This window comes from Metabacillus herbersteinensis (genome assembly GCF_042433335.1).
Lineage (GTDB): Bacteria > Bacillota > Bacilli > Bacillales > Bacillaceae > Metabacillus > Metabacillus herbersteinensis.
Genome location: NZ_JBHLVO010000044.1, coordinates 1 through 14,686 on the forward strand (window position 1 = coordinate 1; position 14,686 = coordinate 14,686).

Sequence of the window (14,686 nt, forward strand, 5' to 3'; positions counted from 1 at the left end):
TAACCCTTCAATTCCTGAAGGAATTGTCTAACTTTTATCTGGGTAATGTGACCATTCCCAAGTTAGGTTAGAAACGTTTCGCACCATTAAATGGCCCAAGAGTGAAAATTAGACGCTGATCCTTGTTACAGGATAGCGCCCGTTTTGCGGAAGATTAAGAAGCATTATTTACTATGAAGTAATGCTTTTTTTCTTTTTTTTATAAAACAGACAAAAATAGTACAAATCTATTTGACATAATGTTTTTTAAAATCTGGATGGATAGAAAATTTATGACGTAAATGGACAAGGTTCTCCCCAAAACTTTCCTCTAAAAGTTCTCTGTGTTTCTCCATAATTTCCATGAGATACAAATCATGAATCATGACTTCTGTAATGGGCATTACTAAACCTACATGCATAGTCCATGCTGCACGGCTGTCTTCACCAAGCGAGACAATACCTGCTACTACTTCTGAATCATCTCCACTTATAACAATCCATCGCCCACCATACTCTTCTGTAATTTCATCACCCATATAATGGAGGTAAACATTAGCAAAATCAGAGACGATTTCCCCATAAGCAATAATCGTTACATTGACCCCTCTTTTTACTGCCTGTCTTAGTTCAGATTCCAATTCATCGAATTCCTCTTTCCAAACCTCTAAGAGAATTCTTTTTTTAGCAGATAATATACAAGCTTTTACCTTATCAAGTATTTCATTGCGTCCTGTGATATTCCAGATATTTCCACGTTCATTTACAGAACGTACAAACTCTGCTAATGATTTTTCTGCCAGTTCAAAATTCTCTTCTGCTTTCATTCGACGGTTCTTAATTAGCTCCTTTGCAGGAACAGGAGTATACTGTGGCGTGTTTCCAGGACTAACCAGAATATCTCCTCGCATGGCGAGACTGTCCAGAATTTCATATATTCTTGAACGCGGTACTCCAGAACTTTTTGCTACGGCATAACCAGTTAATGGCGATTCTTCCAATAAGGCAAGATATGCTTTCGCTTCATATTCGGTAAAATTTAGATTTTTTAATGTTTCTAAAATTATTTGTTTCATAAACCCTCCAACACAACTTTAGTCGCTACCTTTGTAACTGATATTTTAGCAGAGTCTGTTGATTTTTTCCAAGAGCATCTGATATACTTAAATAAGTAGTTACTTAAGTAGTCACTATATAAAAGAGAAGGGAGAAATAGTATGGATAGCTTACTAACATATATCTCAATAGCTGCAATGATGGTTATTATACCAGGAGCAGATACTATGCTCCTGATGAAAAACACGCTTAGTTATGGTCCAAAGGCTGGACGTTATACGGTTCTCGGAATGGCAACGGGACTTTCTTTTTGGACGCTTATTGCTATTCTTGGATTATCTGTTGTTATTGCAAAGTCTGTGATTCTTTTCAGTACAATCAAATATTTGGGAGCAGCCTACTTAATTTATTTAGGGATAAAAAGCTTTTTTTCTAAAAATCTCTTTTCTTTAAAAGAAATTCAAGCTCAAGCAAATACTCCTACGAAGTATTCAAATCGGCATAATAAAGATTCCTTTATGCAAGCGTTATTTAGTAATATTCTTAATCCAAAGACTGTTTTAGTTTATATAACAATCATGCCGCAATTTATCAATTTGAACGGAAATGTAAATCAGCAATTGATTATATTAGCCTTTATACTAACCTTACTCGCTGTATTGTGGTTTCTATTTCTTGTTTATCTAATTGATTACGCAAAAAAATGGTTGAACAACTCCAAATACCAGAAAGCATTCCAAAAATCAACTGGCTTAATTTTAGTAGGTTTTGGCATAAAAACAAGTATTTAAATTCATTTACTAAAACACCTAATTTGATTTTATCCGTTCAAAAAAATTGAACGGTTTTTTCTTTTTATCCTCATATGTTTCTAAAGTGCAACTAACATACTTGTTTAACTAACATCCCTTTAGTTTAAGTACATTTCCTCACAAACTTCACTATACAATCTAACATGTTATTTAACAATCTGGCCCAATAGTTGAAGAAGACATAACATATTTACCGCCTAATGGGTAAATCTCTCATAATGACACTTTTCCAATGTTTTTAGTCGTTAAAAGCCCAGACTCTAAATTCTACATTTTGTTCTTGTAGATGCCAACCTGACTTGTAAAAGTATTCATTGAATTTTGATTCGATCGGACATAACGCAAGGATTGGTAATTCATTTATAGTTTTTAACATCTTTTTTAACACCCCTTGACCACGATAAACCTCATTTATAGCGAATTGATATAGCGAAATGCTATTGGATGTTTTTTTTCTGTAAAATCGAAAAGCTCCTACTACTTGACCCTCGACTATCGCCACAATCATTTGTTTTCTTCTTATCGCTGCTTTAATTCCGAGAGGGCATAAAAACTCTTCAGAATAAACCGCACTATTATTACGATCTAAATTTTTTTTGAAGAAAGATACGACTTGAGGTGCATGGGTTATATCGGCTAATGCTATCTGCATCCTTCTCACCCCCCTTTAACAAAACTATCGTTTCTTTAAGACATAAGAGATTTATATATTTCTCCTATAATCCCCTCCATTTGATGAACACCCAATTCTGCATTTGTCATGATGACCGCACCTTTCTCTAAATTTGGGAAAGTCACCATCATACATTGAAAACCTACTCCCCAACCAAGTGATGTAATTTCAAGTTCTTTTTCCGAACCCTCTAGAAATACACCAAGCCCAGTCCACGATCTTCCTCCCTGTGGAGTGATCATTTCTTTTGCTTTACTTGCAGAAAATCCAATCTTACTTTCCCCTTTTAGTGCATTTATTAATTCAAGGACCAACTGTGCTAGATCTAAAGAAGTTGTCCATAGTCCAGAAGCAGCTGGGTAAGGATATATAGGATATTTTCCTTATACTAATTCGCCGTTTTTGTTATGACCACAGGAAAATTCTTCTCTTTTCGTTTCTAATATTGTCATGTCTAATGTGCTGTTTTCCATTTTTAATGGTTTAAATATTAGATCGTTCACAACTTGCTGAAATGGTTTTTCAGTCACATCTTCTATTAGTTGCTGAATGATACAAAAGCCTGCATCTGAATAGTGAAATTGACTTTCAGGTTCATACTTCAATTCGATAGAATTTTTACAATAAAGAGTTTTCCTCTCTAATAGCTCAACCATCGAAGGAATCCCTATAATTGAATTAAGTTCAGCAAAACTATCTTCAGGGTCTAAAATCCCAGATTGATGACTAAGCAAGTTTCGTAATGTAACTGTTTTATTTTTAGTTAAATCATTATCAGGTGCTTTCCACGATACAAGTCTTTTGTTTACATCCTCATCTAAATCAATAAGACCTTGTTCTGTTAACTTCATCACTATCATTCCTGTAAGGAATTTACTAATTGAGCATGCACTGAAAATAGAATCTTTATTTACATTTTTATCGCTTCCTGCCTCTAGAAAACCGTAATTTTCTGTAACACTGATTTGACCATTATCAATTAATGTAACGCTTAAACCTTGTACATTATAATGCTTCATACGTTCTTGAATGTTTATATTTTTTAATTTCATATAATCCCCCTAATTTAGTAACATTAATAGAAATATAACACGAATATATGTTCTGTAATATATATTTAGATAACTTATTTATGTTTAATTAAACTGCATCGTTAGCTTAAGTACATTAATTCACGATCTCTTTTTTATTTTGTCACTTTAGGAGGAAATTTGTGCTTTTTTAAGTGCTATTTTGCACATTCAACTTTTGTAGCTTCGGAATAATGATTGATCAAATCATTTTTAATAACCTTGATAAACGAACAAAAAGAAAGAGCGTGTTTTGAAAAAAAGATTAATCAAAACATGCTCTTAATATATTCAATTGAATTATTTTTTCTATCTGTGTTTCTCCACAATCGCGCCCGATTCTGGAAGATCTTAATATACAAGAACAATACTTCTGTACTGTTTCTTACTTGTACGAACGCCGCACACGCTTATGAAAAAAATTAATAAAGCATACTCATTATTCATTAATTTTATAAACCAATTTATCGAATAGTTTTCCGTCAGTATAAAGTAATATTGCCCATTCTCCGGGCTTTGGTATTTTCACCGAAGAAGGTGTATGTGCATCTGCGCCATTATTTGGGGTATGAGCATCTTTTGTCCAACCATCTATTAGAATTTGATGAATTGTTCCTGTTTCTCTATGAAAACCGACTACGGTTAATTCAACATTTTTAACTCCCCAAAGATGCCACATCCACTTTTGAGTATTTAAACTTGGCATATCAGCACCAATAACACCTGACTTATTTTCATTTCCAATGATACCTTTATCGCCGAATTCTACAGCTTTACTTTCCCAATTGATATTTCTAAAATCACTTTCTTGGACAAAATCAGGTGTATCTTCAGGCAAAGTCAACTTACTTTCAACTGCTTCATTTGTTGAGCAACCTACAACCAAAAAAAGCATACTTAAGAAAATAAATACCATAGATTTTATTTTCAAAAAATCATCCCCCTAAAACAAAATATAATATCCTTATAAAGTTAATAATACCAGTTTTATACTACTTCTCCTGATTTTTTTAAAAGTATTGTTCGATAATCTGGCCCGATTGCGGAAGATCGTTTTACTGTATGTTGACTGCACTTTTATTCCTGAAAAGCGCCTCAATACACAAAGAAAGAACGTAATTCCGTTTCAATTGTGCTTACTACTCCTTGGTTAATCTTGAGGGCTTCCCAGTATAGAACGTCATGGCGGTCAGTCCTAGTATAAAAATCCCCCAAAGATTGTGCTAAAATAAATGTAGTGACCATTTTTACAATGATGAGGGATTTCATGTATAGAATAATGATGATTGAGGACGATGAAAAAATTAGACGGATTGTCGCTGATACGTTGAAAAAGTGGCAGTATGATGTGGTGGAAGTGACCCAATTTGACCAGGTGCTTACGGAATTTGAGCAGACAGATCCACACCTCGTTCTTTTAGATATCAATCTTCCGGTTTTTGATGGATACTACTGGTGCCAGCAAATACGCTCGGTTTCCAAGGTGCCGATTATATTCCTTTCATCCAGAAATCAGAATATGGATATCATTATGGCGATTAATATGGGTGGGGATGATTTTATCCAAAAGCCATTTGATTTGGATATCCTTGTCGCGAAAATCAGTGCGCTCATCCGCCGGAAATATACCTATCAGGAAGATGAGAACATTAGATTCATCCATCAGGGCTTGAAATTAAATGTAACCAATTCAACAATTGAATATAAAGGGCGGCTACTTGAGTTAAGCCGGAATGAATTCATCCTTTTACAATTGATGATGCGGAATATCGGGAAAATTATTTCGCGCGAGGACTTAATGCAGGCACTATGGAATGAGGAAGAGTTCGTTGATGATAACACATTGACCGTGAACGTGAACCGGATGCGCAGGAAAATTGCTACGCTTGGACTGGAGGAGTTCATTGTCACCCGGAAAGGAATGGGGTATTTGATCGAATGACCTTCTTGCGCTATCTAACCTATGAAAAGACTTATATTTACCTGTATTTAGCGAGTTTCCTGATCTCGGCCGCGGTATTTTTTACCGAAAGCAATGGTAGCTGGACATGGGGGACATTCTTCTATGCCTTAGCGCTATCTTCGCTTGTGTTTCTCGGATTTTTATTATTTCGCTACCAGCAAAATGTAAGTGTGATCCGACAAATGAAAAGTGAGGATTACGATAGTTTGTCGCTGGAAGGAGAATTCGCTAAAGAGCACATCGATGAGCTAAAAAAGCAGCATATCCGTGAAATGAATCGGATTCATGACAGGCAGAATGAGCATTATGATTTTATCGTCTCCTGGTTCCATGAGATAAAAACACCGATTGCGGTTCTTCGCTTACTGCAGCAAACCGATATGGACTCGGGTAGTTTAAGGGAAGAGATCACGAAGATTGAAAATTACGTCGATCAAGCTCTCTATTACGCCAAGCTCGATAGCTTTAACCAGGATTACGATATTCAAAATTGTGACATTATCCAGATTTCGAAAGAGATCGTTAAGTCTCATTCGAAAACCTTTTTTTCAAAAAAAATCCGCATTGACATGCAAGTAGAATCACTTGCGGTTCAAAGTGATCCTAAATGGCTGCAGTTTATCGTCAATCAGTTATTGACAAATAGTTTAAAATATACAGAACATGGCGGGGAGATTACCATTTCAGCATTCGAAACCCCGCAAGAAAAACAGTTGTTGATTCGGGACAGTGGGATTGGGATCAGCCAAAAAGACCTTCCGCGAATTTTTAATCGTGGGTTTACCGGAGAAACGGGACGCACGCATGCGAAGTCGACCGGAATGGGTTTATATTTAGCCCAACAGTTAAGTAACAAACTAGGACATTACATTAGTTGTACGTCGGAAGTGAGGAAGTTCACCCAATTTATCATTCACTTCCCGCTAGATAGCGATCCGTATTTAATGCTTCAAAAAAAACACGATGAGTAATGAACTCACCGTGTATTTTTTCCGCTTATTATTTTGTAGTAAATAGATGTTGATGATACGTAGAAAATTACATACGTTAACACATATAATCCCATGACAGAAAAAATAATCGTCGTTAAGGAAGGTAAATCTTTTATGATTAGGATGACGGCGTAGTATAAAAGATACCAACTGTGTACCAATCCAAGTATGAGTGGCGGTAAAAATACGAACAGCAATTGCTTCCGAATAATCTTTTTTATTTCTTTATCGTCAACTCCCATTTTTCGTAGAATTGCGTAGTGTTCTCGCTCTTCTGTCGCTTCGCGCAGCTGTTTAAAGTAAATGACACTTCCTAATGCAAACAAGGCTATGACCTCAAAAAACGCAACGGAGAACAATACTAAAGATGACGACTCCGTATTAAGTGAATACGAATCTACATAGGCTGAATAATAGGATCCTTCTGTTTTCATCACGATATCGTATATTTTTCGTGATACGTCATTGGCTATATTCGGATCTTTGATTTGATATATTTCATAGGAAGAAAGGGTATGATTTTCTTTTAAAGACGCAAATGCTTCGTCTGAAATCACGAGTCCAGAAGGTTGCGGACCGGTTGACTCTTCACTCGGACTCGTTGGGACACTTAACAACGGGTATCGTATTTTTTCGACTACACGAAATGTATGGTCTGCTAAAACGGTCAATTCAGGCAGAGGACTTTTATATTTTGTTGGTTCATCTAATCCTCTTGTTAGAACAATGGCTTCTTCCCCTTCTAAATCTACTTTTTCACCCACTCCACGTAAATCGACAATCGCATTTAATTGTGACTCAGGGAAAAGGTAAAACTCCTCTGTGTAATATTCGGGATAGCTAAAAAATGTTTTCCGATTAGGGATTTTCTCTGATTGAATTCCCGTAATGGTTTCATGACCAATAATGGGATGTGAGTCATTCATTATTTGTTCAATTTGTTTTTGTGTTTCGTCATCTTGCGTCGAAAAGGCAAAATGGTTTGGATATTCTTTTTTTACAACGTCAGCTTTCACGGCGTAATCTACTGCAATAAATCCAACCGCAAAGATAATAACAGCACTAATCAGTGAATTAAACGTAAAGTTTATTGTATTTCCTCGAATCGAAAAACGCAGGGAGGAAATCCATAACATTTTGTTACCAATCAAATAATTTTTACTATAACTCATTTTTTGTAAAACCCAACCGGAAAACTGGCGGAAAAATAAATAAGTTCCAACAATCAATGCCACTGTTGTCGCAATTAATGTTTCCTTTTTATGCTCTTTCCATATGTCTGTATCTCCCGAAAGAGTAATCGTGTAATAGGATCCTATAATCAGTATGATCGACAATAGTGCCAAGCCAAAAGAAAATTTAAACGGTTTGTCCATTTTTTCTTTTGCATGAAACAATTCAACTAACTGCACACGACGGACGTTAAAATAACTTTGAATCGTAATAATGCCGATTAATAAAGCGAATAACAGAATTGTTGAGAGGATTGCTTCAAGTGGAAAAGCAAAAGAAATGTCGTCATTGTAGTTCATTAAGTTCATTAATACCATACCGAAAAATTTCGATAGTAGTCCACCGATTAAGATACCGCTGGATACAGAAATGGCGCTCAAGAATAACGTTTCAAAAAAGACCATTGTGGCAACTTGTCTTTCTTTCATCCCGTAAAGTAAATACATACCAAATTCTTTTCTTCGCTGCTTCATGAAAAAGGAGTTCGCGTACAAAATAAAGAACACAATAAACAAAAAGACGATAACCGAGGCAATGGAAATAACCATTTTGTAGTTTTCTTTATTTTGAATGGCTGCAACTACGTCCTCGTTAAACGTTAAACCGGAAAAGGTAAAGTAAATGACAACCCCGACAAGCATGGAAATGAAATATATGGTATACAAACGGAAGTTCCGCTTCATATTCCTCCATGATAAATCAACTAAGTTCATCGCTGGTCAACCCCTAAAGCACTTTGAATCGTTAATATGCGATCGAAAAATTCTTTTTCCGTTTGCTCTCCTTTAAACATTTCATTGACGATTTTTCCGTCACGAAGAAAAACCACGCGCTGGCAGTAGCTTGCTGCATACGAATCATGGGTAATCATCAGAACTGTTGTCTTAAATGTTTTATTGAGCAATTGAATTTGTTCTAGCAGCTGGGTAGCAGATCGGGAATCAAGCGCACCCGTCGGCTCATCAGCAAACACAATCGCTGGATTGGTAATGAGCGCCCGTGCTGCGGCCGTGCGCTGTTTTTGCCCACCGGAAATTTCAGACGGATATTGATGTAAAATCGATTCAATATTTAACGCTTTAATCAATTTCGCTAATCGCTGCTCCATTTCCGCGACAGGTGTTTTTTGTAACGAGAGCGGCAGCAGGATATTTTCTTTCACCGTTAATGTATCCAGTAAGTTGTAATCTTGAAAAATAAATCCCATGCGTTTTTGGCGGAATTCTCGTAAGGATTTCTTTTTCAAATCTAACAGCGATTTTCCCTCGATCCAAACATCCCCTCCATTAAAGGTGTCAATCGTTGAGAGTGTATTCATTAATGTCGTTTTCCCAGAGCCAGATGGCCCCATAATCGCGGTGAATTCCCCTTGTTCAATTGTCAAATCAATACTTTTTAAGACTTGTGTTTTTCCGTAAGATTTTGATAAGTTCTTTGTTTGTATAATTTTAGTCATTGTTTCGACCTCCTTCACCACCATACTATACCGACTAATTTACCCGCCAACCATCGATATAACAACATCTAAAGTGACATTTTTGTCATGTTGAGTGAAGAATCGATCATTTTCTTATTAGTTTTGGTTCTGTTAGCGATAAGTGTTGATTTTTCATCAAATTTAAAAAGACCAGTCAATATCTACCGAAAAAACAGGAGCTTGTTTGATGTAATAATCATAAATAGGATCAGTTAAAGGATCATTATCACCTAAATTAAGATAGTTATGTAAATAGGCACAAGGATAAAGCCCCAAGCCCTCTTCCTGTGCGCTCACATTATAATCTTTAATCAAGGCAGCATATGATATGACCAGGCTTGATAGGATGGATGAGTGGTCTCGACCATCCCTTTGTTCATCGCCGTTCTAACAACAACCTCTTTACCTTCAATCTTCTCAATGCTCCCCCACTGCTTTAGCTCTACAATCACCACAGATTGACGAGAATCTTGATCAGAACCAGAAATAAGGAAATCCACTCTTCTAGAGGTATGAGGAATTTTAAACTCTATCGCAACACCAGCATTATTGGGGATCTCTTGGTCGCTCAGCACCCGATACATATACTGCATAGAATTGTCCCAAGATCGAACCTCTCTCTCTTTAATTCGCCCAATCTTGTCAGTATAGTTATTGCAGATATTGTTTACTAATTATCTTCGACAAGAGAACTGGCTAGACACAAATGATTCAAAAAATACCAAAATATATGTTGGTAGATTACATGGCTCACATAATCCATCAGAAAAAACATGGTCTAAAGAAATAGATCTTGCAGAACGATTATTAATTTATGTTCACAAACCAGCCTATAATTCTAGAAGTATATCCTCTCTCCCAGATATTGAACTACAAAACATACATATCCTTAATTGGGGTCATCATAGAGACCTGTTACCAGAACTTTCTGGATTTAGATGGACTAGCAAGTTAGATTTATTAGAATATGAAATATATAGAGTGAAATAATGGAAACACTGAAAATAAAGTGAATCAAAGGGACTGTTCTTATGCTTCCTTCCACTTTTAGGAGAAGCAAGAGAACCGTCCCCCTGCACACTTAAGTGTTTAATGTAAACACTTCTCTCTCATAAACTTTTATTACCTCATATACTCCGTCACCGAATTGATCTAAAAGAAGTTCAACAAAAAGAGCGTTAAAATTTATTGGATCAACACTCCCGTTAGTGCAGTAACATTCAACGTTATTTTTTTAGGTTTGATTTCATTAATAATGAAATCTGTTGCTCATCTGTATTTGGAATCTGTTCCAACTGATTAACAATTAACTCTTGTCTCTGCAATGGATGGTTTTGACTTAACTTTGCTTTCCCTTCTATTTTGTTAATTTTTATTTTGAATCCTTGAACTCCTTTGTTCATACCAGCGAGAAACTCAGCATCTACATCTTGCAAACTGTATGAACTGTCAGGAGCTTCGTACTTCGATACCATATCATGTAGGGAGCTCATTAATTCATGTTCATCCTCTTGCAGTTTGACTTCTCCGTAAACATGAACGGTCACATAATTCCAAGTTGGTACTGCTTTATTCGTCTCATACCAAGATGGGGAAATATAACAATGTGGACCATGAAAAATAGCTAAGACGGTTTGATTTTTGATATCTTTCCACTGAGGATTAGGACGAGCAAATGTCCATATAAGTATGAATTATCCTTGTTCAAAATTAACGGTAAATGAGTCGCAAAAGGCATTCCATTATGTTGAGAAAAAAGAGTCGCAAAACTATGTTCCTTTATAATGTCGAAGGCAAGTGTTTCGTCTTTAATTTTAAAATGTCCAGGAATATACATGTTTTTTCTCCTCTTAGAATCTTTTCTTATCATTAAATTTATAATTTCTCTATAAGATAACTGTTTTTTAACCACAATCCTCTTTATTCATGACAACTGCTTCATCTAATACAATTCGGTCGTTCCATAAGCTATATGCCATACGATTCAACCCATTTCATATTTAATTATATAATTATCTCAATTGAATATGCAGTTAGTTTTTCTCTGATACAGCTCCTTTTTTGAAATGTGAGCATTTTTGCCTAATATAACAGAAAAGACAACAATCACTGCTATTACAAGAGTGAAAAATGTGATGGATTCATCTAGAAATACTGTTGCAAATAGAATCATCAAAAATGGTTGTAAGTATTGAATCTGACTAACTCTTGCTATTCCGCCCATAGCCATTCCGCTATACCAAGCAACATATGCTAGAAATTGACTAACCACTGCGAGATAAATAAAACTAACCCAAGCATGTATTGGGGCATGGAGCATTTCAGTTGTAAGGTTTAGCCCAACTGGAATAATGAAAAATGGAGCACCGATCATAATTGCCCAAGCAATCACTTGCCAGCTACCTAATTCTTTCGCTAATTTCCCCCCTTCTGCGTAACTAAGTCCCAGTATAATCACTGCTGTTAGTAAAGCTAAATCGGCAAATTGCAATTGACCGAATCCAAGATGAAGTGCATACATAATGACAGCTAAAGAGCCGATTATACTTGAAATCCAGAATTTGAGAGAAGGGATTTCACCTGCTCTAAATATAGCAAATCCGGCTGTTGCTAACGGTAACAGGGCTAATTCCACAGCTCCATGAGAAACAGGCAAGGAATCCATTGCCCAAGAAGTGAGGAGAGGAAATCCTAAAACTGCACCAACAGCAACAATAAGTAGACTTTTGAATTGGCCTGGAGAAGGTAGTTTTTCTTTTCGAACGATCAATACCACAGCTACTAAAATAGCAGCAACAACTGTTCTTCCTAAACCGACGACCGTAGTCCCAAAATACTCTACTGCAATACTTGTAGCAGGGAGTGTTAAGCTAAAACAAATGACACCTACTAATCCTAACAATAATCCAAATTTCTCTCTGGTTTCTCTCTGCATCTTATACTACTCCCAATCTTATTATTTTGTATCACATCTGTACCATTTTCTACTTTTCTTAAAAAATAGTTCTGATATAATTTAAATAATAATTGGTACACACAATGAAAATAAACCATTTTTTTATCTATCTGTCCTGGTACAGTTAGAGGAGGATCAATATATGAGCTCAAAATATATTAAGATAATGGAAGAAATTAAGCTTCAGCTAGCAGATAGATCGCTTATTGCAGGGAGTAAACTCCCTTCTGTTCGTCAGCTATCTGAGCATTTTTCATGTAGCAAAAATACGGTCATTAAAGCATACGAAGAACTAGAAAAAGAGCATTTAATTTATTCTGTTCCTAAAAGTGGCTACTTTGTTGTGAATGAATTTCAAAATGCCACGAATGAAAATGACGTGATTGATTTCTTGTCTGCTGGTCCAGATAAAAACGTTATGCCTTATGTTGAATTTCAACATTGTATGAATCAAGCAATTGAACAATATAAAGAAGAGCTTTTTACATACTCTGATCAACAAGGGCTTTACTCATTACGAGTACAGTTAGTGAAATATTTGCAGAATCTACAGGTGTTCACTCAACCTGAAAGAGTAGTCGTTGTTTCTGGCTCGCAGCAAGCCCTTAATTTATTAGTTTCTATGCCGTTTCCAAATGGAAAAAACAATATTCTAATTGAGCAGCCTACTTATTTCGGATTCATTGAGTCCATCAATCTACAACAAGCTACTACTTTAGGAATTGAGTTATCGATGGAAGGCATTGATCTTGATCGTCTGGAATACATTTTTCGAAATAATGAGATAAAATTTTTCTATATTATCCCGAGATTTCACAATCCACTTGGACATTGTTACTCGAATAGCGAAAAGAAAAAAATCGTTGAGTTAGCTGAAAAATACGATGTATATATAGTGGAAGATGATTTTTTAGGAGACCTTGACCCAAATGCAAAATCAGATCCTTTATTTTCTTTTGATCCTTCCGGGAGAGTGATTTATATTAAAAGCTTTTCGAAAATTTTCCTCCCAGGGTTAAGGATTGCTTCTGTCGTTCTTCCTACATTAATGATTAACAATTTTTTACGATATAAATTTAGTTCGGATTTTAATAGTTCAGCACTTTCACAAGGTGCGTTAGAAATCTATTTAAAAAGTGGTATGTTTAATAGCCATCTCAAAAAAATAAAAGAGGTATACCGTACTAAAATGCAAATCCTTAAAGAAGCATGTGAATTATTGCTACCGGCTAATACTCATTTTTCTAAACCGACTTCAGGATTCTATCTATCCATCAGTTTGCCCGAGAATGTGACAGCAAAACAGGTAGTTCATATGCTAAACGAGCAGCATATATATGTTGATGATGCCTCTAGAATGTTTTTACCAGAATATAAAAATGAAAATCTCCTTCGATTAAGCATCTCTCAAGTGAACGAGAGTCAAATTAAACTAGGGGTAGAACGATTGGCTCACTGTATTGCTTTAATTGACAGTAGAAAAAATCATATTACTCCAAATAACTTTTTACTCTTTTAGTATGGGTAAGTTTATATAGAGGGTAGCATCAGGATTATGCGGTTTCCTGACGCTACCCCATACTAATGTTAATTTAAATATCCAATTTTGTTTGAGATTCTTATTCAATTAAATGTCCCGATTGTTGAATACGCAGATACTCCTTTTAACGTGTTTCATCTATTATATAGTCCTTCTTTTTAAATCTCTTCGTATTCTTTAACCAACTTATAAAAGGATGTCTTTTTAACGTCTAGTTCTCCCATCGCTTTAACGGCTGTCATCTCTCCTGCTTTCCAACGATCATATACTTCTTTGAACTTTTCTGTTGCATTAGCTTAAAAATGAAAATTGGTTATGCGAGAGTCAGTACAGTTGGTCAAGATTTAGCATCTCAAGAAGAAATCTTAAAAGAAAATGGCTGCGAACGTATCTATGTAGAAAAAATTACTGGCACGACCACTAAAAATAGAGAAGAGCTAAAGAAGTTATTAGAAATTGTGAGACCTGGAGATACAATGATGGTGACAAAAATAGATCGTTTGGCAAGATCGATTATTGATTTAAATAAAATAATAGAAACACTGCAAGAAAAACAAGTTGATATTCATTTTATCAAAGATAATTTATCTTTTAAGGTCAATGAAACAGCAAACCCTCTACAATCTCTATTATTCAATGTTTTAGGTTCTTTTGCGCAGTTTGAAAGAGATATAATCGTTGAACGAACATCTGAAGGTAGAGAAAGAGCAAAGTCAAGAGGTAAACACATGGGTCGACCTTCACAACCGAGAAGAAATATAGAAGAAGCCCTACGATTATATAATAGTAGAAACACGAATGGATTAAGTGTGAAAGACATCGTGACACTAACTGGTGTGCCTAAGGCAACTTTATATGTGGAAATCAGAAAAAAACCTGCGAACAACCGTTGATAGTGCTAATAAAAGAGTCTGTTTTGAAAAAAGATTGATCAA

At 35.6% G+C, this 14,686-nt stretch carries 11 protein-coding genes and 4 pseudogenes; 5 read left to right on the top strand and 10 right to left on the bottom strand.

What is annotated here, in order from left to right; all coding sequences use genetic code 11:
- Window positions 1-227 precede the first annotated feature (227 nt).
- Window positions 228-1,055: a TrmB family transcriptional regulator gene (locus ACFFIX_RS25835; RefSeq protein ID WP_378939271.1), complete on the bottom strand. Its 828-nt coding sequence runs from the start codon at window positions 1,053-1,055 to the stop codon at window positions 228-230.
- A gap of 141 nt (window positions 1,056-1,196) precedes the next feature.
- On the opposite strand from ACFFIX_RS25835, the gene ACFFIX_RS25840 reads away from it, so the two are divergent.
- Complete coding sequence (locus ACFFIX_RS25840; protein WP_378939272.1) at window positions 1,197-1,826, top strand: homoserine/threonine efflux transporter; 630 nt, start codon at window positions 1,197-1,199, stop codon at window positions 1,824-1,826.
- A gap of 259 nt (window positions 1,827-2,085) precedes the next feature.
- On the opposite strand, the gene ACFFIX_RS25845 is transcribed toward ACFFIX_RS25840, so the two are convergent.
- From ACFFIX_RS25845 to ACFFIX_RS25855, 3 genes and pseudogenes are all read right to left on the bottom strand, one after another.
- A complete protein-coding gene (locus ACFFIX_RS25845) occupies window positions 2,086-2,499 on the bottom strand; it encodes a GNAT family N-acetyltransferase (protein WP_378939274.1) in 414 nt (137 codons plus the stop codon).
- Window positions 2,500-2,534: 35 nt separating this feature from the next.
- Window positions 2,535-3,572 (bottom strand): annotated as a pseudogene (locus ACFFIX_RS25850) (serine hydrolase domain-containing protein).
- Between the two features lie 457 nt (window positions 3,573-4,029).
- Window positions 4,030-4,521, bottom strand: coding sequence for a DUF4871 domain-containing protein (locus tag ACFFIX_RS25855; protein ID WP_378939275.1), 492 nt, complete (start codon window positions 4,519-4,521; stop codon window positions 4,030-4,032).
- Window positions 4,522-4,857: 336 nt separating this feature from the next.
- Here ACFFIX_RS25855 and ACFFIX_RS25860 point away from each other — a divergent pair, with 336 nt between their 5' ends.
- Both ACFFIX_RS25860 and ACFFIX_RS25865 read left to right on the top strand, forming a co-directional pair.
- The gene (locus ACFFIX_RS25860; RefSeq protein WP_378939277.1) at window positions 4,858-5,532 is read left to right on the top strand and encodes a response regulator transcription factor; all 675 of its coding nucleotides are present in this window, start codon (window positions 4,858-4,860) and stop codon (window positions 5,530-5,532) included.
- Window positions 5,529-6,524 carry a sensor histidine kinase gene (locus tag ACFFIX_RS25865; RefSeq protein WP_378939279.1) on the top strand — a complete coding sequence of 332 codons (996 nt, stop codon included), beginning with the start codon at window positions 5,529-5,531 and terminating at the stop codon, window positions 6,522-6,524. Before ACFFIX_RS25860 ends, ACFFIX_RS25865 begins: the two co-directional genes overlap by 4 nt.
- Window positions 6,525-6,529: 5 nt before the next feature.
- On the opposite strand, the gene ACFFIX_RS25870 is transcribed toward ACFFIX_RS25865, so the two are convergent.
- The 5 genes and pseudogenes from ACFFIX_RS25870 to ACFFIX_RS25890 form a co-directional block, all read right to left on the bottom strand.
- Window positions 6,530-8,491 (bottom strand): ABC transporter permease, encoded by a 1,962-nt coding sequence (locus tag ACFFIX_RS25870; RefSeq protein WP_378939280.1) that lies wholly within the window; start codon window positions 8,489-8,491, stop codon window positions 6,530-6,532.
- The gene (locus ACFFIX_RS25875; RefSeq protein ID WP_378939282.1) at window positions 8,488-9,234 is read right to left on the bottom strand and encodes an ABC transporter ATP-binding protein; all 747 of its coding nucleotides are present in this window, start codon (window positions 9,232-9,234) and stop codon (window positions 8,488-8,490) included. Before ACFFIX_RS25875 ends, ACFFIX_RS25870 begins: the two co-directional genes overlap by 4 nt.
- A 189-nt stretch (window positions 9,235-9,423) precedes the next feature.
- Window positions 9,424-9,929, bottom strand: a pseudogene (locus ACFFIX_RS25880) (ATP-binding protein); the annotation flags it as partial.
- Between the two features lie 552 nt (window positions 9,930-10,481).
- Window positions 10,482-11,092 (bottom strand): annotated as a pseudogene (locus tag ACFFIX_RS25885) (FMN-binding negative transcriptional regulator).
- A 180-nt stretch (window positions 11,093-11,272) separates the two neighbouring features.
- Entirely contained in the window at window positions 11,273-12,190 is a 918-nt protein-coding gene (locus ACFFIX_RS25890; protein ID WP_378939284.1) for a DMT family transporter, read from the bottom strand.
- Between the two features lie 163 nt (window positions 12,191-12,353).
- On the opposite strand from ACFFIX_RS25890, the gene ACFFIX_RS25895 reads away from it, so the two are divergent.
- Complete coding sequence (locus ACFFIX_RS25895; RefSeq protein ID WP_378939286.1) at window positions 12,354-13,730, top strand: aminotransferase-like domain-containing protein; 1,377 nt, start codon at window positions 12,354-12,356, stop codon at window positions 13,728-13,730.
- A 179-nt stretch (window positions 13,731-13,909) separates the two neighbouring features.
- Here the strand turns inward: ACFFIX_RS25895 and ACFFIX_RS25900 are convergent.
- Window positions 13,910-14,038, bottom strand: a pseudogene (locus tag ACFFIX_RS25900) (recombinase family protein); the annotation flags it as partial.
- A gap of 15 nt (window positions 14,039-14,053) precedes the next feature.
- On the opposite strand from ACFFIX_RS25900, the gene ACFFIX_RS25905 reads away from it, so the two are divergent.
- On the top strand, window positions 14,054-14,644 hold the full coding sequence (locus ACFFIX_RS25905) for a recombinase family protein (RefSeq protein ID WP_378939288.1): 591 nt from the start codon (window positions 14,054-14,056) through the stop codon (window positions 14,642-14,644).
- The last annotated feature ends 42 nt before the right edge of the window (window positions 14,645-14,686 follow it).